The sequence below is a fragment of the Sulfuricurvum sp. genome (assembly GCF_028710345.1).
In the GTDB taxonomy this organism is placed as follows: domain Bacteria; phylum Campylobacterota; class Campylobacteria; order Campylobacterales; family Sulfurimonadaceae; genus Sulfuricurvum.
The window spans coordinates 18,295-40,533 of the sequence record NZ_JAQTUH010000011.1; the positions used below are offsets into that span (position 1 = coordinate 18,295).

At 39.7% G+C, this 22,239-nt stretch carries 23 protein-coding genes; 15 read left to right on the plus strand and 8 right to left on the minus strand.

Going from position 1 to position 22,239, the window contains the following annotated elements; all coding sequences use genetic code 11:
- Positions 1-54: 54 nt before the first annotated feature.
- Positions 55-561, minus strand: coding sequence for a hypothetical protein (locus tag PHC76_RS12390; RefSeq protein WP_299974773.1), 507 nt, complete (start codon positions 559-561; stop codon positions 55-57).
- Positions 524-967 (minus strand): hypothetical protein, encoded by a 444-nt coding sequence (locus PHC76_RS12395; protein WP_299974776.1) that lies wholly within the window; start codon positions 965-967, stop codon positions 524-526. Before PHC76_RS12395 ends, PHC76_RS12390 begins: the two co-directional genes overlap by 38 nt.
- A 141-nt stretch (positions 968-1,108) precedes the next feature.
- Between PHC76_RS12395 and PHC76_RS12400 the strand changes: the two genes are divergently transcribed.
- The 6 genes from PHC76_RS12400 (at position 1,109) to PHC76_RS12425 (ending at position 8,058) form a co-directional block, all read left to right on the plus strand.
- Positions 1,109-3,904 carry an EAL domain-containing protein gene (locus PHC76_RS12400; protein WP_299974778.1) on the plus strand — a complete coding sequence of 932 codons (2,796 nt, stop codon included), beginning with the start codon at positions 1,109-1,111 and terminating at the stop codon, positions 3,902-3,904.
- Positions 3,905-4,061: 157 nt separating this feature from the next.
- Entirely contained in the window at positions 4,062-5,477 is a 1,416-nt protein-coding gene (gene nifB, locus PHC76_RS12405) for a nitrogenase cofactor biosynthesis protein NifB (protein ID WP_299974781.1), read from the plus strand.
- Between the two features lie 124 nt (positions 5,478-5,601).
- Positions 5,602-6,717: a homocitrate synthase gene (locus tag PHC76_RS12410; protein ID WP_299974783.1), complete on the plus strand. Its 1,116-nt coding sequence runs from the start codon at positions 5,602-5,604 to the stop codon at positions 6,715-6,717.
- On the plus strand, positions 6,708-7,535 hold the full coding sequence (locus PHC76_RS12415) for a GNAT family N-acetyltransferase (RefSeq protein ID WP_299974786.1): 828 nt from the start codon (positions 6,708-6,710) through the stop codon (positions 7,533-7,535). Before PHC76_RS12410 ends, PHC76_RS12415 begins: the two co-directional genes overlap by 10 nt.
- A gap of 36 nt (positions 7,536-7,571) precedes the next feature.
- Positions 7,572-7,769 carry a CCE_0567 family metalloprotein gene (locus tag PHC76_RS12420; protein ID WP_299974789.1) on the plus strand — a complete coding sequence of 66 codons (198 nt, stop codon included), beginning with the start codon at positions 7,572-7,574 and terminating at the stop codon, positions 7,767-7,769.
- 10 nt (positions 7,770-7,779) lie between these two features.
- The gene (locus tag PHC76_RS12425; RefSeq protein ID WP_299974792.1) at positions 7,780-8,058 is read left to right on the plus strand and encodes a hypothetical protein; all 279 of its coding nucleotides are present in this window, start codon (positions 7,780-7,782) and stop codon (positions 8,056-8,058) included.
- A gap of 76 nt (positions 8,059-8,134) precedes the next feature.
- Here PHC76_RS12425 and PHC76_RS12430 read toward each other — a convergent pair whose 3' ends face one another.
- Positions 8,135-8,701: a hypothetical protein gene (locus tag PHC76_RS12430; protein ID WP_299974795.1), complete on the minus strand. Its 567-nt coding sequence runs from the start codon at positions 8,699-8,701 to the stop codon at positions 8,135-8,137.
- A 354-nt stretch (positions 8,702-9,055) separates the two neighbouring features.
- Here PHC76_RS12430 and nifH point away from each other — a divergent pair, with 354 nt between their 5' ends.
- The 8 genes from nifH to PHC76_RS12470 all read left to right on the plus strand — a co-directional run bounded on the left by nifH (position 9,056) and on the right by PHC76_RS12470 (position 15,157).
- On the plus strand, positions 9,056-9,973 hold the full coding sequence (nifH, locus tag PHC76_RS12435) for a nitrogenase iron protein (protein WP_299974797.1): 918 nt from the start codon (positions 9,056-9,058) through the stop codon (positions 9,971-9,973).
- Between the two features lie 114 nt (positions 9,974-10,087).
- Positions 10,088-10,447: a hypothetical protein gene (locus tag PHC76_RS12440; protein ID WP_299974800.1), complete on the plus strand. Its 360-nt coding sequence runs from the start codon at positions 10,088-10,090 to the stop codon at positions 10,445-10,447.
- A 14-nt stretch (positions 10,448-10,461) separates the two neighbouring features.
- A complete protein-coding gene (nifD, locus tag PHC76_RS12445; protein ID WP_299974803.1) occupies positions 10,462-11,931 on the plus strand; it encodes a nitrogenase molybdenum-iron protein alpha chain in 1,470 nt (489 codons plus the stop codon).
- A 4-nt stretch (positions 11,932-11,935) separates the two neighbouring features.
- A complete protein-coding gene (nifK, locus tag PHC76_RS12450; RefSeq protein ID WP_300210258.1) occupies positions 11,936-13,480 on the plus strand; it encodes a nitrogenase molybdenum-iron protein subunit beta in 1,545 nt (514 codons plus the stop codon).
- A 209-nt stretch (positions 13,481-13,689) separates the two neighbouring features.
- The gene (locus PHC76_RS12455; RefSeq protein ID WP_300210260.1) at positions 13,690-13,878 is read left to right on the plus strand and encodes a hypothetical protein; all 189 of its coding nucleotides are present in this window, start codon (positions 13,690-13,692) and stop codon (positions 13,876-13,878) included.
- Between the two features lie 45 nt (positions 13,879-13,923).
- Positions 13,924-14,145: a hypothetical protein gene (locus PHC76_RS12460; RefSeq protein WP_300210262.1), complete on the plus strand. Its 222-nt coding sequence runs from the start codon at positions 13,924-13,926 to the stop codon at positions 14,143-14,145.
- A 9-nt stretch (positions 14,146-14,154) separates the two neighbouring features.
- Positions 14,155-14,367 (plus strand): hypothetical protein, encoded by a 213-nt coding sequence (locus PHC76_RS12465; RefSeq protein ID WP_300210265.1) that lies wholly within the window; start codon positions 14,155-14,157, stop codon positions 14,365-14,367.
- Between the two features lie 76 nt (positions 14,368-14,443).
- The gene (locus PHC76_RS12470; RefSeq protein ID WP_300210268.1) at positions 14,444-15,157 is read left to right on the plus strand and encodes a DUF3108 domain-containing protein; all 714 of its coding nucleotides are present in this window, start codon (positions 14,444-14,446) and stop codon (positions 15,155-15,157) included.
- 2 nt (positions 15,158-15,159) lie between these two features.
- Here PHC76_RS12470 and PHC76_RS12475 read toward each other — a convergent pair whose 3' ends face one another.
- Positions 15,160-15,918: a TerB family tellurite resistance protein gene (locus tag PHC76_RS12475; protein ID WP_300210271.1), complete on the minus strand. Its 759-nt coding sequence runs from the start codon at positions 15,916-15,918 to the stop codon at positions 15,160-15,162.
- A 199-nt stretch (positions 15,919-16,117) separates the two neighbouring features.
- Between PHC76_RS12475 and PHC76_RS12480 the strand changes: the two genes are divergently transcribed.
- The gene (locus PHC76_RS12480; protein WP_300210274.1) at positions 16,118-17,527 is read left to right on the plus strand and encodes an SDR family oxidoreductase; all 1,410 of its coding nucleotides are present in this window, start codon (positions 16,118-16,120) and stop codon (positions 17,525-17,527) included.
- On the opposite strand, the gene PHC76_RS12485 is transcribed toward PHC76_RS12480, so the two are convergent.
- From PHC76_RS12485 to PHC76_RS12500, 4 genes are read right to left on the minus strand one after another with little or no spacing between them, the layout of a single operon-like run.
- The gene (locus PHC76_RS12485) at positions 17,524-18,894 is read right to left on the minus strand and encodes a deoxyribodipyrimidine photo-lyase (RefSeq protein WP_300210277.1); all 1,371 of its coding nucleotides are present in this window, start codon (positions 18,892-18,894) and stop codon (positions 17,524-17,526) included. The genes PHC76_RS12480 and PHC76_RS12485 overlap by 4 nt on opposite strands.
- Positions 18,895-18,905: 11 nt before the next feature.
- Positions 18,906-19,595, minus strand: a complete 690-nt coding sequence (locus PHC76_RS12490; RefSeq protein ID WP_300210280.1) for a LytTR family DNA-binding domain-containing protein — start codon at positions 19,593-19,595, stop codon at positions 18,906-18,908.
- Positions 19,576-20,595 (minus strand): histidine kinase, encoded by a 1,020-nt coding sequence (locus tag PHC76_RS12495; RefSeq protein WP_300210282.1) that lies wholly within the window; start codon positions 20,593-20,595, stop codon positions 19,576-19,578. Before PHC76_RS12495 ends, PHC76_RS12490 begins: the two co-directional genes overlap by 20 nt.
- Positions 20,588-22,015, minus strand: coding sequence for an FAD-dependent oxidoreductase (locus PHC76_RS12500; protein ID WP_300210285.1), 1,428 nt, complete (start codon positions 22,013-22,015; stop codon positions 20,588-20,590). Before PHC76_RS12500 ends, PHC76_RS12495 begins: the two co-directional genes overlap by 8 nt.
- Positions 22,016-22,239: the final 224 nt, after the last annotated feature.

Sequence of the window (22,239 nt, forward strand, 5' to 3'; positions counted from 1 at the left end):
AGCAAATATACCATAAATATAGTTGTATTTTGTAGATAAGTATTTGTTTAAGAGTTACCCGTGGCACCCTTTACCGGTATAACAGCTATTGGCAGCGACTATCTTACCTAGAGCTTTATCGAGGTTAAACGGCGCGTTAAAATCATCTAAAATTTCATGATAAAACACCGCTCCGTCTTTAGAGATGATAAAAAGGGTTTTGGCAAGTTCTTTGTTATTCAACCTTACACCGTAATAATCTCCATATGCTTCGTCGTAATCATATCCTACTAACCACTCCTCCAAATGAGGCATCGTATGGTGAACGTTTGCAACAATAATCGCTTTGGTAATTCCACCAAGTGCATTGAGAGAGAGGAGGGTATCAAGTTCAGAAATCTGTTCTAATAATGAATCATCAACAGAGGGTGTACTAATGAGGAACTGAGTAGCACCATTTTGCCCACCAATTTTGAAAACTTCTCCGGCGTGATTTTTAAGATTGATTTTTTCCGAAGCATAACCGATATCGAGCGGTATATCTTCAAGAGACAGCGTGGATGTGTTGAATTTTATCTGCAATGTCAGCTCCTATTATAAAATGGTTGAGTGCCTCTTTGGCGGTTTTGATAAATGGAGGTATTTTATGAATCTTTATCCCAACATTTTTGAAAGTATAGAGTGTATTAAGACAATATTGGTCGACAATGACATAATCAACTTTACCGATTACTTCGAGGATAATATAGTGTTGGCTAATATGCTGAGGATCTTTTGACTTTTGAATATCACAACTGCATTCAATCATCTCAGTATTATTAACCATTTCACCATCATGTTTTTGCCATGGATTGAGACGATTCTCCAGAAATCGGTATTGGACGTTACTGCGATCTCCGGTTACTTCATAGAGCGCAAAGAGGGTACATGAACATGGATTTTGGTGAAAGACACGTTCGCGCCCATTCATCGGTATGGCAATGATCATCTAAACTCCTCGTATAATTTCGATTTAAATGCAATTTTTATTCTGAGCCAATGATGTAAGGTATAATTTGATTATAAAATAAATATTCAGTTATGTTTCAATATAATATAGGATGTTTTATAATGTTTCAAGGGGGTCATTATGCGATTAATTAATCATTGTTATAGTGATCACGAACATTTATCTTCATTTATCGAAACCGATATCCACTCCGACAAAACTATTTTTATTCAGATTTTTAGTGGAACCATGGATCTATTGATCATACAGTCGGTACTTGATTTATTGCACACCAAACTTCCTCAGGCTGTCATTATCGGTGCAACCACTGCGGGTGAGATTATGGATGGTATCATGAGTTCTAATGAAATTGTGATTGCATTTTCACTGTTTGATGCGACCGATGTTTCGAGTTATTATTTTAATCATTCTAATTATGAGTGCGGTCTCCGTGTCGCCAAAGAGATAGTGAATGAGCGTACAAAGGCATGTATTGTACTGAGTGAAGGGCTTAAAAGCGATTCCGAATCATTTTTAAATGGCTTTACATCGGTACGCAATGATGTAATGATTGCCGGGGGAAATGCGGGGGATGACCTAAAATTTAGTCATACCTATATTATGAAGGATAATATTATCTATGATGAGGGGGTTGTTGTCGTTGTTTTAGAGAGCGATGTCCTTAAAGTTCATAACGCCTATTCGCTCAACTGGACATCAGTCGGTAAAGAGATGACGGTGACCAAAGCAGATAAAAATATTGTATACGAGATAGATAATCGTCCTGTTTTAGAAGTGTATAAACATTATCTAGGGTCTGAAGTATTTAAGCGGGGGACGACTAATACGATTGAATTCCCACTCATTAAAATAAAAGACGGTATCCGTATTGCACGAGATGTTATTGCCAAAACTGACGATGATGCGTTTATCTATGCAGGTCATTTTAGTCTCGGTGAAAAAGTCCGTTTTGCTATCGGTAATGTCGATGAGATATTAGATCATGCGGTAGATGTCCGTGATAAGATAGCTTCTGCTCCCGTAGAAGCTACCTATATCTACTCTTGTTCGGTACGAAAACTTTTTTTTAAAGAACAGCTCAATTACGAATTCGGTCTTATCAATGATTTAGCCCCAACGGCAGGATTTTTTACGTTTGGAGAGTTTTTTCACTCTCCATTGGGTAATCAACTCCTCAATATTACCACCACAACCCTCTCTTTGAGTGAAAATTCTGTTTTAGCTACTGAAGATTCCAAACAACGAGACCTAATCGAGCATCGTAATACAATGTTAAAATCTTTGACCCATTTGGTCAATGTAACGCAACACGAATTGGATGACAATATCCGATTTTTGGATCAATACAAAATGGTGTTGGATGAGAGTTCGGTTGTCTCCAAAACAGATGCTCAAGGAGTGATAACTTATGTGAATGATGCGTTTTGCGAAGTTTCCGGTTTTTCAAGAGAAGAACTTATCGGTAAAAATCATAATATGGTACGTCATCCTGATACTTCACCTGAACTTTTTAAAGACCTTTGGGGGACGATACAAAGTGGGAAAATTTGGAAGGAAACGTTTAAAAATCTCTCTAAAAGAGGGGAGACCTACCATGTTAAAACGGTTATAGCGCCTATCTTTGATGATGAGGGGATGATTGTTGAGTATATTGCCGCGCGTGTCAATGTTACTGAATTAGTCACAAAAGAGCAAATTATTCAACGTCAACTTCAAGATACCTTGAGTGGGCTAAAAAATCGGACCGCTTTGTTAAATGATTTAGAAGAGTACGAGGGTAACGATGTCTCTTTAGTATTAATTAATATTGACCGTTTTTCAAATATTAATGACTATTTTGGTTACGAGGTAGGCGATTTGCTTCTAAAATCGTTTGCGAACCGCTTGCGTGATACGGTACTGCATGAGTATGTTTATCGTATCAGCGGAGATGAATTTGCGATTATTTGCAAAGATCGTATTTTTAACGACGAACTTCGAGATCACGTTATCGAACACCTCGATAAACTTGAAAATTTCAAATATTTTGTGTCAGGTTATGAGCACACCCTTAATGTCACCTGCGGTGTAGCACATGCTATCTATTCTGATGTCTATAATCTCGCCCATATGGCACTCAAAGAGGCAAAAGAACAACGCTCTAAATTGATTTTTTTTAATGATAATACCGAATTAAGTGAAAAAAATCGTAATAATATATGGATGATTTCAAAAATAAAATCGGCAATCGAAGAGGATCGTATCATTCCCTATTTTCAAGGAATTTTAGATCACAACACCCACACAATAACTAAATTTGAAGCACTTATCCGTTTGATAGAAAAAGACGGTACGGTATTAAACCCGTTTTGGTTTTTGGAGCATGCCAAAAAATCAAAACTCTATAACAAACTCACCCAAATTATGATCAAAAAAACGTTTGCTGCTTTTGAAAATAATGGGTATGAATTTTCACTCAATCTTACTTTGCAAGATATAACCAATGATGAGACACGAAGTTTCTTGTATGAAACGTTGGAGCACTCATCGGCATCAAACCGTGCCGTCTTTGAAATCGTTGAATCTGAGGGGATTGAGAATTTTGAAGAGGTAGCTGAATTTATCAAAGCGGTCAAAGCGTATGGATGCAAAATCGCTATTGATGATTTTGGTACAGGGTATTCAAATTTTAGCTATTTGAGTAAACTGGATATCGATTACATAAAAATAGACGGCTCTTTAATCAAAAACATTACAAAAGATGACGATCATCTCCTCACTGTAGAGAGTATATTATTTTATTCTCAAAGAAAAAAGATACAAACGATTGCCGAATTTGTCGAAAATAAAGAGATATATTTAACCCTCGTAAGCCTCGGTGTTGATTTCTCACAAGGGTTTCTATTTGCGACACCGCAACCGACAATCGAAGGGTAATCATTCTACTCTTCGGTTGTAACTCCTACAAAAACGTCACACTTTGTTGAACTCTCCTTTTCAAACCCTTAGAACACACATTGCATAACTCCCTGTAGAGAAATGATTGGCACCGGATGAGGCAAGATCATTTGAATACACATATTAGGAGAATCTTATGAGTTGTTCCTCAAGCGGAAATGAATCTTTTATGCCCGAAGATATTCAAGCGAAGATACACAATCATCCATGTTATTCAGAGGGTGCACATCACCATTATGCACGTATTCACGTAGCGGTTGCCCCAGCGTGTAATATCCAATGTAACTACTGTAACCGCAAATACGACTGTTCAAACGAAAGCCGTCCGGGGGTTACGTCTGAGCGTCTTAGCCCTGAAGAAGCGGCGAAAAAAGTGCTTCTCGTCGGTGGTGAAGTACAACGTATGAGTGTACTCGGTATCGCAGGTCCGGGAGATGCGTTGGCGAATCCTAAAAAGACATTTGAGACATTCGGAATGGTGCGCGAGTTCGCACCCGATTTAAAACTGTGTCTCTCAACCAACGGTTTGGAATTGCCAAACTTTATCGATGAGATGGTGGAATACAACATCGATCATATCACCGTAACTATTAACAGTGTTGATGAAACGGGAGAAATTGGAAGTCAAATATATCCATGGATTTTCCATAATAACAAACGTATTTATGGGAAAGAAGCGGCACAAATCCTCCTCGAAAACCAACTCGAAGGGATGAAGAAATGTGTTGAAAAAGGGATTTTAATCAAAGCAAATTCTGTTTTAATCCCAGGTATCAACGATAAACATCTTCAAGAAGTTTCCAAAAAACTTAAAGAAATTGGTGTATTTTTGCACAATATCATGCCGATACTTTCTGAACCTGAATTTGGAACTGCTTTTGCCCTTGCAGGTGTACCGAGTGCTACAGATCAGCAACAAATGGAAGTACAAGAAGCGTGCGGAATGGATATGAAGCTCATGCAACATTGTCGTCAATGCCGCGCGGATGCAGTTGGACTTATCGGTGAAGACCGTGGTGCAGAGTTTACGAAAGATACTTTTGCAGGGCTAAGTTTCGAAGAGCTACAAATCAAATACGATCTCGAAGCACGTCAAGCAGCGCAAGCGAAAATCGAAGAGTTCCGTTTCTTTTTAGATCGTGCCAATGATCGTGTTCGCAAAGAGAAAGAAGAACTTAGCTCTACAGGTGTAACAATCCTCGTAGCGGTGACGACAGCGGGTGAGGGGATGATTAACATGCACTTCGGTAGTGTTAAAGAGTTCTTGATTTACGAAGCAGGGGATAAAGGTATCCGTTTTATCCATCACCGTAAAGTTGATACTGAGTATTGTGCGGGGCCAGATGGGACAAATCCTCTCGCTCCGATTCTGGAAAAGCTCAAAGACGTACAGTTGGTACTCACCGCAAAAATCGGTGGATGTCCGCAAGATGATCTCAAAGCAGCGGGTATCGTAGCTGATCAAAGCTATGCGTATGAGCCTATCGAGATTTCGGTACTCAAAGCGTCACGTAAATATTTCGGCATGGATGAAAACGCGGAAGTTAACTAACGGATTGTTATCCTGTGGCTCTTTCTGTCATCCCGAACTCGATTCGGGATCTAAATCGAGATGCTGAATCAAGTTCAGCATGACATACGTTGCTACTGTCGAATGACAAGAGAAGGAAAAAGTTATGGCACTCATCAACGATACAACTTTGCGCGACGGGGAACAAGCTCCTTACGTTGCGTTCAATACTGAAGAAAAAATCCGTATCGCTACATTACTCGATGCATGCGGTGCGGATGAACTCGAAATCGGTATCGCCGCGATGGGTGTCAAAGAGCGTGACGATATTAAAACGCTCCTCTCTTTAGGTCTTAATGCACGGATGATGACGTGGAATCGGATGAAGATGGAAGATCTCGATGCGTCACTCTCATGCGGGGTAAAGGCGGTCGATCTCTCTATACCTATTTCTGATATTTTAATCGATGTAAAATTCGGCGGCTCTAAAACGAAAGTACTCAGTGAACTTGAAAAGGTTGTCTCTACGGCAACACGTGAGGGACTATTTGTCTGTATCGGCGGGGAAGACAGCTCACGCGGAAGCCATGCGTTTATCCGTGATGTGATGACATTAGCCCGTGAGTGTGGAGCAGGGCGGTTTCGCTATTGTGATACAATCGGTATTATGACTCCGACACAAACCTACAACGAAATCAAATCATTATATGAGCTTAATCTCCTCCCTATCGAAATGCACACCCATAATGATTTTGGTCTTGCTAATGCTAACGCACTCAGTGGAATCGATGCAGGGGCGATTAGTATGAATACCACTGTCATAGGATTGGGAGAACGGGCTGGAAATGCGTCGTTTGAGCAGATATTGATGGCACTAAAACATCTCTATGGTGAACCACGTATCATCAACCCTCTCACTATCCGCAGTTTGGTTCATACGGTAGCGAGTGCGGCAAATATGTCCCTCTCCTCCAATGCCCCTGTCGTGGGTGAGCGAATATTCGCCCACGAGAGCGGCATACACGCGAGCGGAATGATGAAAGATTCTCATGCCTATGAGCCATACGAAGCATCTGAAGTGGGGTTAGAGAGCTCATTCCCTATCGGTAAACACTCAGGAAGTGCGACGATACGGTACCATCTCTCCCGTATGGGAATTAGTGCTGATAATACAATTTTGTCGGATTTGTTGCCAAAAATACGTGAAATCGTCACTTCCCGTAAACGGGTTTTGGACTCAATAGAACTCAAATCTCTCTATCAGGAAGCATTATGTTTATAGGGTGGCTCAAGTTCGGTGATGTAGCGGATTTAACAAAAATAGCTGAAGATGTCGGCTGGCTTCTTGATGGATACCATGTCAAACTAATGATGATGCACTCACCCCATCTGTGTTATGGCGCGTATGAGGATGGAGAATTAGTAGGTGCGGTGATGGCGGCTGAGTTCGAAACATCGGCTATGATTAAATATTTTATGGTGAAACCTACTCATCAAAAGCAAGGAATCGGTAAACGTCTTTTTGCTACGTTATTTGGTGTACTCAAAGAAGAACATCCCTCCCTCTATCTCCATGCTAATCCGGCATTAGAATCTTTTTTCCAAGGATATGGATTTACAAGCATCATGGAAGTAGGACGATATCTCAACGTCGGTAAAGTTCCGCCGTTTAGTTTTACCAATGCTCAAGCCAAAGAGCTTGACAGTGGAAATTTTGATGCAACCATCCGTAAAATTGATTATGAGACATTCGGTGAAGATCGTATGGAGTTTATGATGGATGAGATGGAGAGAAACAGCTCGCTCAAATTTGCCCTCCCCAATGGGTTTCAACACTCCAGTGTTATTAATTCTCGTGGTGTCTATTTAGGACCTTGGCAATGCCGCGAGGGTTTTGAAGAAGAATCAGAGAAGATGATGCAAGGGGTATTGTATTTCAGAGGTCTCAAAAAAGTGCTTGCCGATATCCCTATGGATAATAAAAATGCGGTAGCATTGTTTGAAAAATACCATTTTCAACAAAAAGGTATTTTTATCCATATGTGCTACGGTGAACCACGAAATATCAAGTTTGAGAATATCTATGCATTTTCATTGTGAATACTATATGCATTTAAAACTAAAAAAGGATGTACTATGTCAGGAATGAGCGAAGCAGATCACAAAAAAGAGTTAGCAAAACTCAAACGTTTGGCGGTAGAAGTTGCCTCTGAAATTCACGATATTGTTGAAGATACCGTTTGGACTAACCACGTCAAAATGCCCGAATTGGCTGCAAAATTGTACGATGCGGTTGAAAAAGCCAATGCGTATAAAGAAGAGCACTCCCTCTAAAGGGTGAATCATGGCAACCAAAGAAGAAATCCTTGCATTGGAAGTGTGTGAATGTGGATGCAAAAACGTTGCCGATGCTATCAAAATCTTCCAAGAGACCTCCCTCCCTTATAAAAAAGCGAAAAAACTGGTAACCGAATGTGATAAGACTTGTTGCCGTGCAGCGTTAATCCGTGTATTTGATATGGCGTATACGGGGCAATTTGATTACGATGAAATAGAACGTTTGATTCAGCTGCGTCACGATAAACTCGGTGAAATGTTCGAGAGAATGAAAAGTGGCAGATAGTATTAAAATACGTAAAGCGCAGTTACACAAACCTTTTGGAATTGAGATGAGCCAGAATGGGGTTGATGCATAAACATTAGCCCCTTCCGCGTGCTCCATAAAAATAAGCTTTCTCTTCATCATCATTTTTAGTAGGTTCTTGAATACTATTGTTCACCGGTTGAGATGATTTTTCATCCATTACACTGCCATAACTCAAAAATTTATCATTCTCCATACTCATTAATTGGGCTTCAAAAATACGGATTTTGTTTTTGAGTTGATCAGAGAGGATCACAATCTCTTCATAGTAGCGGTGTGCCAGTTCCATCTCATGAGAACTCACACGGGGCTGTTTACCAAAAAGCTCACCGATTAGATTATTTTTTCTCTTATTAAAAATGGAATATATTTTAGTATAAAAATCATGACACGAAATGAACTTTATCTCTATCTCTTCCACTACCATACGACTTGTCCCCATGGAGAAGAGCATTGCTTCATTGTAGTACCATTTTCCAAAATCGGATCCGATAGCATCTAAATTGATTTGTTTAATATCAACATCGATTCCTGATACTAAGAGTTTGATTGCATTGACCCATCGGATATGAGCCGTTCGTGCTTGATGCAAGTTATGAATAAATTTTTCTTTCGGTGTCATAGCATCCCCTTTTTTGAAAGTTTAACAGATGGATATAATAGTTAATCACTCAAATAGCTTATTTTTTAAGCAACTAATTTAAAATTGAACACAATTATGCTCTATATATCATTATATCAAAATTAATATAACGATAATGACCTTTTTGTCCATTTTCATTATATAAGAGAATAAAAAAATCAGATTCATTACACTATGTTGTCAGCAAAACAATAATTTACACCTCTGCAAAACGTATTCCTACAAATTTGTCTGCAAAACGTCATTTTGTCATTCTATAGGCTCAAATGTCGTAAAAATCTATAGAACATCCTTTGCATCTATCTCGGTGAAGTTCAAAAATAAGGGGATAACATGGCTGGAGCAGCTAGCTTGCGACAAATCGCGTTCTACGGAAAAGGTGGGATTGGTAAATCAACTACATCTCAAAATACATTGGCAGCAATGTCACACTATTTCGAAAAAAATATTATGATCGTTGGTTGTGATCCAAAAGCGGATTCAACTCGTTTGATTCTTCATGAGAAAGCGCAAGATACAATTTTGTCACTTGCAGCAGAAATGGGAACTATTGAAGATGTAGAGATGGAACAAGCTCGTCTTTGGGGAAAAGGTCTTTTTGATCGTGAAACTCCAGGTGGTTGGATTAACTGTACAGAATCAGGCGGACCAGAGCCAGGAGTAGGTTGTGCAGGTCGTGGTGTTATTACAGCGATTAACTTTCTTGAAGAAGAGGGTGCATACGATGAAGAAGGTTTAGATTTCGTTTCTTATGACGTTCTTGGTGACGTTGTTTGTGGTGGATTCGCTATGCCGATTCGTGAAGGTAAAGCACAAGAAATTTACATCGTTATGTCAGGTGAAATGATGGCGATGTACGCGGCTAACAACATCTCTAAAGGGATTTTGAAATACGCAAACACTGGTGGAGTACGTCTTGCAGGTCTTATCTGTAACGCTCGTATGACTGACCGCGAATACGATCTTGCAAAAGAACTTGCAACACGTATCGGGACTCAATTGATTCACTTCGTACCACGTAACAACATCGTTCAACACGCTGAACTACGTCGTATGACTGTTGTTGAGTATAGCCCATACTCTGACCAAGCTCGCGAATACAAAGAGCTTGCTCGTAAAATCGTTTATAACGATATGAAAATTATCCCTACTCCAATCAGTATGGATGATCTCGAAGACTTGCTTCTTGAGTTCGGTCTTGAAGATGAAGTTGACGAAAGCCAAGTTGGTAAAGCAGCTCACGAAGCGTAATCCAATTAGTTACCCCGGAGGTTCCTCTTTGGAGGGATCTTCAATGGCCGTCATGAGAATGACAAATAACATCTTGTTAATAATGAAAAGAAAACAACAGAAAAAGGAGATTAGATGTTTGTATTAGGTTTTCACTTCCCAGCTTCAATGGGGAATACAGTTCCAGATGAAATGGTTGCAGAAAAAATTGCCGGTGTTGATATCAGTGACGTTAAAGAGATCAAATTGTTGATGGGTACAAAAGATAAAGATAAAGTTTGGTTGAGCTATACCAACAAAGATACATTTTTGTTCCGTGCTATGGTTCACTACTTCAAAGAAGAGAACCCAGAAAAAGCTCAAAAATACATGATCTACATGAACCGTTACCAAATGTCTGAAATCTCTAAACGTGTAGATGCAGCAGATGATGAAACAATGAAATTGTGTCACAACCTTGATAGTATGGAACAATTCCGTATCGAAGTCGCGTAAGGAAGGGGTGTATTATGGGTCCAGAAACACTAGAAGCTAAACAAAAAGCGGCCATTGAAGAGATCTTAAAAGCGTATCCTGAGAAAGCGGCGAAAAACCGTGAAAAACACTTGGGCGTTGGTTCTCCAAATGACGAAAATCAAAAAACTTGTGGCGATGTTCGCTCAAACAAAAAAACCGTTCCGGGTGTAATGAGCCAACGTGGTTGTGCTTATGCAGGTTCTAAAGGGGTTGTATGGGGTCCAGTTAAAGACATGATCCATATTTCTCACGGTCCTATCGGATGCGGACAATACAGCCGTGCAGGTCGTCGTAACTATTATATCGGGGTAACCGGTGTTGATACTTTCGTTACAATGAACTTCTGTTCGGATTTCCAAGAAAACAACATCGTTTTCGGTGGAGACAAAAAATTGGGTCTTTGTATCGATGAAATCGAAACTCTTTTCCCATTGAATAACGGTATCACTGTTCAATCAGAATGTCCAATCGGTTTGATTGGGGATGATATCAATGCGGTTGCTAAAACCAAAGCAAAAGAGATTGGTAAAACAATCGTTCCGGTAAACTGTGAAGGTTTCCGTGGGGTTTCTCAATCACTTGGTCACCACATCGCTAATGACGCTGTTCGTGACTATATTTTCGAAGGTGACCTCAGTCACATCGATATCAGTGATGTAACACCGACTGAGTATGACGTTGCAATCATCGGGGACTATAACATCGGTGGTGACACATGGTCAAGCCGTATCCTTCTCGAAGAGATGGGTCTTCGTGTTGTAGCACAATGGTCTGGTGATGCGACAATGAAAGAGATGGCATTGACTCCTAAAGTTAAATTGAACTTGCTTCACTGCTACCGTTCAATGAACTACATCAGCCGTCATATGGAAAAAGAGTTCGGGATTCCTTGGATTGAATATAACTTCTTTGGACCGTCACAAACTATCAAATCACTTCGCAAAATCGCGTCGTTCTTTGATGAGACTATCCAAGCTAAATGTGAAGAAGTTATCGCTAAATACCAACCGATGATTGATGCGGTTATCGCGAAATACAAACCACGTCTTGAAGGGAAACAAGTAATGTTGTTCGTTGGCGGTCTTCGTCCTCGTCACGTTATCGGTGCCTATGAAGATTTGGGTATGGAAGTAATCGGAACAGGTTATGAGTTCGCTCATGATGATGATTACAAACGTACCAAAGAAGAGATTTTCCGCTCAACCGTTATCTACGATGACGTCAATGAGTATGAGCTCGAAGCATTCGTTAAAAAACTTCAACCTGACCTAGTAGCTTCTGGGATTAAAGAGAAGTATGTATTCCAAAAAATGGGTCTCCCATACCGCCAAATGCACTCATGGGATTACAGCGGTCCATACCATGGATACGACGGATTCGCGATTTTCGCACAAGATATGGATTTAGCAATTAATTCACCTGTATGGGCTCACAGTAAAGCACCATGGGAAAAGGAAGGTTGAGACTATGCAAGAAGTAGAAAAAATCGTAAACGGGAAAGACCTGTTTAAACGCCCAGAGTACCAAGATGTACTCGCAAACAAAAAACAATTTGAATCTTCTATGCTCGCAATCAACCCTGCGAAAGTAGAAGAGATCGCTGAGTGGACAAAAACTTGGGATTACCGTGAGAAAAATCTCGCTCGTGAATCAATCACGGTTAACCCTGCAAAAGCATGTCAACCTCTAGGTGCCGTTATGGTTGCTCTAGGGTTTGAAGGTACTATGCCATACGTTCATGGTTCTCATGGATGTGTTGCCTATTTCCGTTCATATTTTACCAAACACTTCAAAGAGCCGACACCATGTGTATCGGATTCTATGACTGAAGATGCTGCGGTATTCGGTGGATTGGTAAATATGAAAGAGGGTCTTAAAAACTGTGCGGCAGTTTATAAACCTAAAATGATCGCGGTTTCTACTACCTGTATGGCAGAAGTTATCGGGGATGACTTGATGGCGTTCATCATCGCGGCTAAAGAAGAGGATAAAGGTGAATTTTTACCTGCTGAATATCCAATCCCTTTTGCACACACACCTTCATTCGTAGGTAGCCATATCACAGGATATGACAACATGATGCACGGTATCATGTCTCAACTTACAGAAGGAAACAAAGGTGAAACGAAACAACGTATCAACATCATTCCTGGTTTTGAAACGTATATCGGAAGCCTCCGTTCAGTTAAAAGCATCGTAGAAGCGTTCGGTACAGACTATATCATGTTGGGTGACCACTCTGATCAATGGGATATGCCAGCAGGTAACTACGAAATGTTCTCTGGTGGAACAAAATTGGATGATGCAAAAGATTGTATCAATTCAAGTGCAACTATCAGTTTGCAAAAATACTCAACGTCTAAAACGATGAAAATGGTCGAAAAACGTTGGAAACATGCTGGTGGACACAGCAATCCAATCGGTCTTAAAGGTACCGATGAGTTTGTTATGAAACTTGCAGAATTAACAGGAACCGAAGTTCCACAAAAACTTAAAACTGAGCGTGGTCGTTTAGTAGATGCTATGCAAGACAGCTATCCGTACATGCACGGTAAAAAATTCGCTATCTGGGGTGATCCTGATTTCCTTTTAGGTCTTGTTTCATTCTTGTTAGAGATGGGTGCTGAGCCAACTCACGTCCTTTGCCATAATGCACCAAACGGTTGGGAAGCTGAGATGAGAGCATTGCTCGATACATCTCCTGCAAAAGACAGTTTGAATGTATGGGCTGGTAAAGACTTGTGGCACATGCGTTCACTTCTCTTCACTGAACCTGTCGATTTCATGATCGGTAACAGCTACGGTAAAGAGTTGATGCGCGACACTGGTACTCCGTTGATCTACATCGGATTCCCAATTTTCGACCGTCATCACCTACACCGTTACTCTATCAGCGGTTACGATGGAGCGTTGAATCTTCTTACTTGGATCACGAACAAAGTTCTTGACCAATTGGATGAAGATACAAAACAAATCGCTACCACTGACTACTTCTTCGACCTCGTTCGCTAAGGTTGAATCCCCTCACGGGGAAACTAATTTCATTGTTTCTTGTCATTTTCTCCCTTATGGGAGATTTTTATTGAGCATTTTATTTAAATGTTGAATTAAAATTCTTGTCATCCCCAACTTGATTGGGGATCCATCTTAAAATAAGAGCTGGATTCACCCAAAGGGCACTTCGCCCACCTTCGCGGGAATGACGGCTTCAAGGATGATTTATGGCTAGTATACAAGAGAAACTCAAAGCAGAACTAATGGTCGAAATCTATGCGAGTATTGACCGTATTTACGATTCGATAGAACAACATTTTGATCTCGATGAAGTTCGCCGCACCAATGTCATCAAAAGCCTCAATACCCTCAAAGATGAACTCTATTTTGTCGTTCAGACGACACCCCTCTCCTAGAACACCCTATGCAATCTTCTTCTAAATATTATTTAGGAGAAGATTATGGAACATCACGTTGTTATCGAAAAACTGTGCAGTTGTGCAAAAAAAGAGGGTTTGTCGCAAATTACTACATATGATGCAAAAGATGCAGCATTAGAGGCGGCTGAGACACAAATGAGTTATATGAATGGTAGCTTTTGTGGAAAACACACTTTTGAAGTTGTTGAAGTGAATGACAATTTTGTTATCGGTATGGTCGGTGGCGGCTGCGGCTGTAAATAGGGAGATACTATGGAACATCATGTTGTCGTAGAAAAATTATGTAAATGTGCGATTCGTAAAAATATGCCGCAGATCAAAACGTTAAATGATAAAGAAGATGCAATGCGTATAGCCCGTGCATGGGCTCAGGAGATGAATGAGAGTTTTTGCGGACAACATTCGTTCGGTGTTGTCGAAGTGGATGACAACTATGTCATTACTGTAGGTGAGGGGAGTTATTAATCTCTTTTGATATAATTGGGTAATATATACAATTAGTTCACGATTTAATCATATCCTTGCTCAAAAGGATGTTACGATGAAAAAAATAGTTTTATTACTCTTTCTGTTGTCTCAAATAGTAAACGCAAAAATACTGACTGCGACGTATGAAGTCTCTTTTGGGATTTTTCAGACGATGGGTATTGCCGATGCGCGGATGGAGATTAAAGATGATCAGACCTACACGATTCATATCGATGCCAAAACAACAGGGATAGCTAAAGCTCTCTCCGGAAACCGTATCGAAATCTACGAGAGTCGCGGTACGGTTAAAAATGGAAAATTTATCCCTGATACCTACAGCAAAGTACGTCAAACAAATTCCACTAAAGTTACTAAAATCTATACCTTTGATCACTCCCGTAAAGTGGTATGGAAAGAAACTATAGAAGGAAACGATCACTCAAAAGAGCAGTATGATTTTTATGCCAATGAAGATATTTTGACGTTATTTTTTAATATTTCACAATATACACAAGGACGGCAGGATAAGGTACTGTATGCTATTGGTGGTAGTGGGAAAGATGGGAGAATAGATGTAGTATTCCCCAATCCTAAGGCATTAAAAGAGATGAAAAAAGAGTTGGAAACGGAGGATGGTGATTTTCTTAAAGTAGCTCTGAATGACCGTATATTTAGCAGTGCAAACGGAGAATTACTTATTAATCTTTCACGTGACGGTTTATGTAATAAAGCGGTACTTGAAGACGTTTTATTTTTCGGTGATATTGTTGGCGTCCGAATTCGATAAATTTAAATCCCGCGAGCTTTTTTAATCATCTCATAGGCAGCGTTAAATTCTTGTACTTTCTCTGTTGCCTCTTTAAGATACTCATCCGATGCACCTTGAGATTTAATAATATCTGGATGATATTCACGTACAAGTGAACGATACGCTTTTTTTACTTCATCATTGGTGGAGGATGCATTGATGCCTAACAATGTGTAAGCTTGATCGATTGAACTCTCTTTGACACTGCTACGATGATAGGAACCGAAACGCTCCATCATAGAGTTCAGGTCTTGATCACTAAATCCAAGATAGTAGGTGATACGACGAAGCATATCCTCTTCACTTTGAGAAAGTGTTCCGTCAATATAGGTAAGATTGACAAGAAATTCAACCATTTTTTGTCGTTTATGAAGATCATCTTTTAGTGTTTGATACAATGCCTGGGCTACTAAATCGAGGTTATGCGGTGCATCTTTCTCTTCATCAAAAATCTCTTTTAAAAGTTTTCTGGTCGCTTCAGGATCAGGGAATAGAGAACTGATATCGGTAAACATATTACTCACTAGCTCTGCTTCCAGTTCATCTACCCGACCATCAGCTTTGGCGACTTTGGCTGCGAGGGCTACGAATAATCCTAATTCACTATGTGCCAGTGCATCTTTGGTAAGCTTAAACCCTGAAAACTGGTTAGGGCTATAGGTATGTTGATTTTTCGAAAAACCGCGCGAAAGCCAATAAAATAGAATAGCAACGACAATGACAACTAAAATTTGTGACATAAATAATCCTACTACAATAAAGTGTGAAAGTGTACCAATAAACCGGTTAATCAATTTAAAATGAGGTGAATTCTTACACTCTTTTGTAGAATAAATTGATTCTTCAATATGTTAAATTTATTATTTATAATTATATGACAAAAAGAGCGTATTAATTGATAGTAATAAAGCTTATAATACACTATCTCGGAGGTAAAGTATGCGTATCCTACTAACCGGAGCAAACGGCTACATCGGCCGTCGGCTTAAACACAAACTGATCGCTAAATCAGAAATAACGTTGCGTTTGATGGTTCGAAACATCAACAGTATTTCCGAATCAGCCAAAGAACGGTGCGAACTTATTCAGGCTGATGTACTTCAGACTCAGACACTTGATGCGGCACTTAAAGATGTAGATGTTGCTTATTATCTGATACATGGATTGAATGAGACTAATTTTAAAGAGTTAGATCGCCAAAGCGCACAAAACTTTCTGGATGCCTGCATCCGTCAAAAGGTGAAAAACATCATCTATTTAGGCGGGTTAGGAGATAAAAAGACGGGTAGTGAACATTTGCTGAGCCGTATTGAGACAGGAGAAATCCTTAGCTCCCGCCCTGATGCAGTACAATGCATCTGGTTTCGTGCAGGAGTCATTATAGGTTCAGGGAGTGCGAGTTTCGAGATCATTCGTAATCTAGTACAAAAACTTCCAATAATGATTACCCCAAAATGGGTCAGTACGATGATAACCCCTATAGGCGTAGAAGATGTCCTCACTTATCTTATATCTGCCCTAGAACTGGAAACAGAATCAAATCTTATGATCGATATTGGAGAGGAAGAGATGAGCTATGGTGAGCTAATGCTTCGGGTAGCCTCAGCGATGGGTTTGAAGCGCTATCTTTTTCCTGTGAACGTATTGACGCCTAAACTCTCATCGTATTGGCTTACTCTTTTTACACCTGTCCCTTACAGTGTTGCCAGTTCTTTGATCGAAGGGCTAAGGAGTGAAGTGACAGTCACGAACGATCTGCGCCATGTATGGTTTCATATAAAATCCCATTCGCTCGAAGAAGCGGTGCACCAAGCGGTACATGAGATAGAATCCAATCAGGTTTTGAGCCGATGGAGCGATAGCGGTACTGGCACATGGGAAATCGATCATGCTCATGACCCTGCGGATGCACTCTTTATGGACCGAAGAGTTGTCGATATCGGTGCAATTGAGCCCAAAAAAGTGTTTGAAAGTTTTTGTTCTATAGGCGGTAACAATGGATGGTTCGGTTACGATTGGTTATGGAAAGTACGCGGAATCATCGATAAACTTTTTAAAGGAGCAGGGGTTAACCGCGGACGCAGAGACCCCAAAGTATTGAGACTCGGCGATAGCCTAGATTTTTGGAAAGTTGTGGACATCGTTGAAGACGAGAGGCTACTTCTCTACGCACAAATGAAGCTCCCCGGAAAAGCGTGGCTGGAGTTTAAAATCCATCAGGGGAAACTGATACAGAGTGCTTATTTCTATCCCTATGGGCTTTTGGGCAGGCTTTATTGGTATGCATTGATTCCTTTGCACTATTTAATATTTACTAATATGGCTAAATCAATTGTTAAGAAATCTTAAAAAGATAAGTGAAAATATTCTAATGCCCGTTGAGCACTTATTTTATGATCGACAATCGGTTTTGGATAGTTTGAAATCGTATATTGTCTTAAGTACGATTCATTAGCGAGGAATTTGGAAGGGACATTCTGAACTATGGGTAGATATTGTTTAATATAAATTCCCTCTTTGTCAAATTTAGCAGTTTGAGTATAGGGATTAAAAATACGAAAATATGGTTGTGGATCAACGCCTGTTCCCGCGCTCCATTGCCATGATAGAATATTGCTGGCAGCATCGTAATCAATAAGATGCTCTGCAAAAAAACGTTCCCCCCATTGCCAAGGCAATAGAAGATTCTTAGTAAAAAAAGAGGCACATATCATACGCACACGGTTATGCATCTTTCCGCTCTCTAGCAACTGCTGTATTCCTGCATCGACGATAGGAACACCTGTATTTCCACTGCAAAATGCTTCATAATTTTGGTCATTTTTGATCCCTTTAAACGGGTAGCGGTAATTTTTCCAAGCCAGATGGGGAAAGTGGTACAGTAGCATTGCATAAAAATCGCGAAAAATAAGCTGACGAAAAAAGGGTTCGGTATCACATCCTTTTTGTTTTTGTACTACAAGCCAACGCAATAAGGCACGAATGGATATTGTTCCAAAACGGAGATCAACACCCAAAGATGATGTCACATCTAACGCCATAAAATCGCGATTTTTTGAATAATTTTCCAGTTTATGTTCAAATAGTGCGAGTTTTTCCTCTGGCAAGAGAATTTGATGTTTACTCAACGGTTGTGGGATAAATCCGATAGTTTCAAGTGTGATGGGATCAATAGTATGTTTGTCTCCATCAATGCAGTGAATAAGCGAGTAATCAAAATCGATTAGTGTTTGTTTCACTCGAAGCAATTCGCCTATATGCTCAGGACTAAAGTGTGTTTTGATTCGATTATAAAACGGGGTGAAAACTAGGTAGGGTGTGCCGTCTTGTTTGAGTACTTCGTCTGGTCTAAAAATATACGTATCATGATGAAGATTAAAGGGGAGCATAAGCGAGATATCACGATCTCGCTTTAAGGCATACTCATCATAGTCACCTGAAGCAGATACCTCTTGATAACTCTCATTGTTTAGTAGCCATTTAAACACGTCAACAGGTTTGCCGTAAAAAATAGCCAAATCAAGCCCATGCAGACGTAGACTTTGCTTTAGATGGAGAAGTGTTTTAAAAATGAAGGTGACTCTTCGATCATTGCTTTTTAGTTTGTCGAGAATATTGGTATCGAAAATAAAAATGGGAAACACTTCCCCCTCGTGTGAGAGGAGAGGATTGTCCTCGACACGCAAATCACGCCGAAACCACAAGATACGTTTCATTGGTATAATAATTATTTAAAAAGATGCCGAAAATGTTTAGCACCCTCTTTAGAACTCTCAATGGACTCTTTAATCCCTTCAAATGTAAAGCTGATTCTGCTTTGATCGATTGTCTCCATCTCTTTGATACGATTTAGATTGATCAAATAGGAGCGGTGAACTCGTAAAAATCCATACGATTCTAAAAGTGTTTCTACATCAGAAATTTTTTTTGGATAATACGAAAACCCATCGGCTGTACGAAATATCACCTCTGTCAAATCGGCTTTGATATAAACAATATCTTCAGGACGAAGTAAACAATGTGTATCGCCTGATTTAGAAATCAATCGTAGCTCTTTGGGAGTTTTTTTGATACTCACACGTTCAATAGAGCGCTGAAGTGATTCGATAGTATAGGGTTTCAATAGATAATCAACAGCACCAACATCAAAGGCTTTAAGGGCATAGTTCTCATGGGCACTTTGGTAGATAATTGACATATCCTCATGCGCGTATCGTAGAGCATATCCCAGTTCAATCTTATCCATATCCGACATTGAAATATCCAAAAAGGCAATGTCAAAGTTATCGTGAGTAGCGAGATTAAGTGCCTCAAGTCCGCTAGAAGCCATAGTGATAGAGGTATGACCAAGCGAATTTAATAAACGGTGCAAGCGAGAAAGAGCCAAAGGCTCATCATCAACAATCAATATTTTCATGACAAACCTTCAACTTTATGGAATATGTGGCAGGATCAAGTGATTCTATGGTGAGTGTGCCATTACACAGATAGGATAGACGCTCTTGTAAATTTGAGAGTCCGATACCAAACTGACTATGGCGGATAGGGCGACCATTATTGCTAACATCTATATGCAGATGATCCGTATTTGTGATTTCAATCTTTATCTGAAAATCGGATGATGAGGTGTCAAAGCCATGTTTGATCCCATTTTCGCACAAAAGTTGAATCGAAAATTTAGGGATTAAAATCGACATAGCGATCTCTTCTCCTAGTATACTCAAAGAAATTCGTCCTCCAAAACGGATATTTTCGAGGTCAATATAATCTGCAACATTGCGGAGTTCATCTCTGAGAGGAATGAGTGGCTTTTCCCCCATCGTATTACGTAAAAAGGTGGATATTTTGAGAACGGCGGCTTCGGCTTTATTTGGGTCTTGATGGATAAGTTCAGCAAGTGAGTTGAGAGCGTTATACAAAAAATGGGGATTGAGCTGTGTTTCGAGAGATCGTACACGGCTTTGGACGAATAGTGTATCGATATACTCTTTTTCGTTCCGCGTTTTAACAAAACTGTAGATCATTGCACCGATTAGATACGAGAGAACTCCAATAATAGAAGCAGTTTTAAAAGGGTGAAGATGTAACAAATCAATGACAATCAGTGAGCTTATGCTAACACTCACATAAGTACTAAGTGTCCCTAAAAATCCGGATAAAAAAGAGAATAATGCGGCGATGACATTCCACCATCTTTTATGGATATGAGGAAGTAGATAACGATTCATTGCAGAGATAAAAACTAGAGAGTAGAGGGTGATGAAAAAGCCGAGTATTATCCCGAAAAGTGCACCGTGAATGATAGAAATATTGAGGATGTAATACCCTAAAACCGATAAAAAGGCTGAAAATACTACGCCGATAAGGAGTACACCAAACCAATCGTGAGGTGTAATATGAAGTTCTCCTTTATACATGAAGTAGTCTCATCAGATTCATAGCTCCCATAGCAATACCGGGCCAGCCTTGAGCAACATAAGAAGTATCGCCTACGTGGTACATCCCTTGTATAGGTGTATCGTTGGAGGGTATGCGGGGAAGGAGATTTTTCATGCTCAATGCGTTTCCTCCTAATTGAGTTCGGTTGATGTACTCGCCAAATGTTTTTGGGGTTGCGGCAAAAGATTCAACAACCTCATCCGTACTAATATGAAGTGTATCACAAATCATAGCTTGAATCAATTTTGCCAGCTCATTTTTCCATTGGTTATAGTATGTTGCACCTAAGCTCGTCCACCAACGTGAATCGGTATGTATGGAAGCTGTTATACTGTAATAGCCTTGAGGTACAATCTTAGTGTCACTTGCATCACTGAAAGATACGAATAAGGAATTGGAGAGAGTATAAGGGATGATATCTTTAGAAATAATCTGATAATGGTGATGAAACGATTTTTTTGATTGAATAGTGAGATAGAGAACATAAGCGCTTTGGTAATTGTTAAGTTTTTCATAACGGTTGTAATAGTTCTGTATTTTACTATCACTAAACCATCGTGAACTTTCATAATGGGATGTTCCCATAATGATATTTTTTGCTTCAATTATCTCATTTTTGGTAGAGAGTAGATAACGATCTTTTTCTCTTCGGATTGAACAAACACTGGTATTTTTACGAATGTCTTGGAGGCGAGAGGTGAGGGTATTGCACAATTGTCCCATACCTCCTAAGACATAATGAGTTTCATTAAATGTATAGCCCAAAGAGACAGCAGCAGTAAAAAAATTGACGCTATCACTTTTGGCTTGAGCAACAATCAAAATTTGTGCATCTAAAAAATCAAGATATTCAGCTGTTATTCCACCATAAAAACTGTGAATAAAACTACGGGCATTTTTCCAAAGATAGGGCCAAATTTTTTTGAGCATGGGTGAAAAACTAAATAAGGATAGTAACTTTTTTTGGAGTGATTCATTGGAGTAATAATGCCCATCCAGAGCATAAAATGATTGTCCGATCTCATAGACCAAATGCCAAAATTCGGTATGTTTTGGGTGAGGATGACTGAGTTGGAGATCTGCCACGAATTCTTCTATATTCATGAAGCGTCTGATCTTCTTGCTATTTTGGTGTACAACAATAGCTGGATTGGTTGCAATCAGTTTTGGTTTAACACCTATTTGTTCAAAAAGATTGCGTACAATCCCACCTTGATGGTAACCTGATAAGGTTGTAGCACCGACATTATAGTGATAGCCGGCGTGTTTAAATGTGGAAGCACAACCACCCAGTATTGGTTCTTTTTCAAATAATATAACGTCGTGTCCTTTGGCATTGAGGAGTGATGCCGCACAACATCCACCGATACCTCCCCCTATAACTGCATATTCTCGCATTATCGACTGCTTAGTGAGAGGTTGGAAATAACATGGCTCATCCTATTGAACCGTTCCAAATATAATATAAAAATGTATCAAGAAGTACAGACGGTGGAATAATCCAAACAAGCGTTTGTAATGGGGATTGGTTTTCCATAATGCTCTCCACTAAAAATATAGAGAGATTATTACATCACTGGAAAAAAATTCGTAGATGATTTTTGGCGATTGGTTTTAAATTT

Excerpts from the sequence above, each read along its gene's own strand:
- PHC76_RS12440 (WP_299974800.1), top strand. The coding sequence starts at position 10,088 with ATGTTTGTATTAGGTTTTCACTTCCCAGCTTCAATGGGGAATACAGTT.
- PHC76_RS12410 (WP_299974783.1), top strand. The coding sequence starts at position 5,602 with ATGGCACTCATCAACGATACAACTTTGCGCGACGGGGAACAAGCTCCT.
- PHC76_RS12495 (WP_300210282.1), bottom strand. The coding sequence starts at position 20,595 with ATGTATAAAGGAGAACTTCATATTACACCTCACGATTGGTTTGGTGTA.
- nifH (WP_299974797.1), top strand. The coding sequence starts at position 9,056 with ATGGCTGGAGCAGCTAGCTTGCGACAAATCGCGTTCTACGGAAAAGGT.
- nifD (WP_299974803.1), top strand. The coding sequence starts at position 10,462 with ATGGGTCCAGAAACACTAGAAGCTAAACAAAAAGCGGCCATTGAAGAG.
- nifK (WP_300210258.1), top strand. The coding sequence starts at position 11,936 with ATGCAAGAAGTAGAAAAAATCGTAAACGGGAAAGACCTGTTTAAACGC.
- PHC76_RS12465 (WP_300210265.1), top strand. The coding sequence starts at position 14,155 with ATGGAACATCATGTTGTCGTAGAAAAATTATGTAAATGTGCGATTCGT.
- PHC76_RS12500 (WP_300210285.1), bottom strand. The coding sequence starts at position 22,015 with ATGCGAGAATATGCAGTTATAGGGGGAGGTATCGGTGGATGTTGTGCG.
- PHC76_RS12485 (WP_300210277.1), bottom strand. The coding sequence starts at position 18,894 with ATGAAACGTATCTTGTGGTTTCGGCGTGATTTGCGTGTCGAGGACAAT.
- PHC76_RS12475 (WP_300210271.1), bottom strand. The coding sequence starts at position 15,918 with ATGTCACAAATTTTAGTTGTCATTGTCGTTGCTATTCTATTTTATTGG.
- PHC76_RS12470 (WP_300210268.1), top strand. The coding sequence starts at position 14,444 with ATGAAAAAAATAGTTTTATTACTCTTTCTGTTGTCTCAAATAGTAAAC.
- PHC76_RS12490 (WP_300210280.1), bottom strand. The coding sequence starts at position 19,595 with ATGAAAATATTGATTGTTGATGATGAGCCTTTGGCTCTTTCTCGCTTG.
- PHC76_RS12455 (WP_300210260.1), top strand. The coding sequence starts at position 13,690 with ATGGCTAGTATACAAGAGAAACTCAAAGCAGAACTAATGGTCGAAATC.
- PHC76_RS12480 (WP_300210274.1), top strand. The coding sequence starts at position 16,118 with ATGCGTATCCTACTAACCGGAGCAAACGGCTACATCGGCCGTCGGCTT.
- PHC76_RS12415 (WP_299974786.1), top strand. The coding sequence starts at position 6,708 with ATGTTTATAGGGTGGCTCAAGTTCGGTGATGTAGCGGATTTAACAAAA.
- PHC76_RS12400 (WP_299974778.1), top strand. The coding sequence starts at position 1,109 with ATGCGATTAATTAATCATTGTTATAGTGATCACGAACATTTATCTTCA.
- nifB (WP_299974781.1), top strand. The coding sequence starts at position 4,062 with ATGAGTTGTTCCTCAAGCGGAAATGAATCTTTTATGCCCGAAGATATT.
- PHC76_RS12425 (WP_299974792.1), top strand. The coding sequence starts at position 7,780 with ATGGCAACCAAAGAAGAAATCCTTGCATTGGAAGTGTGTGAATGTGGA.
- PHC76_RS12395 (WP_299974776.1), bottom strand. The coding sequence starts at position 967 with ATGATCATTGCCATACCGATGAATGGGCGCGAACGTGTCTTTCACCAA.
- PHC76_RS12420 (WP_299974789.1), top strand. The coding sequence starts at position 7,572 with ATGTCAGGAATGAGCGAAGCAGATCACAAAAAAGAGTTAGCAAAACTC.
- PHC76_RS12430 (WP_299974795.1), bottom strand. The coding sequence starts at position 8,701 with ATGACACCGAAAGAAAAATTTATTCATAACTTGCATCAAGCACGAACG.
- PHC76_RS12460 (WP_300210262.1), top strand. The coding sequence starts at position 13,924 with ATGGAACATCACGTTGTTATCGAAAAACTGTGCAGTTGTGCAAAAAAA.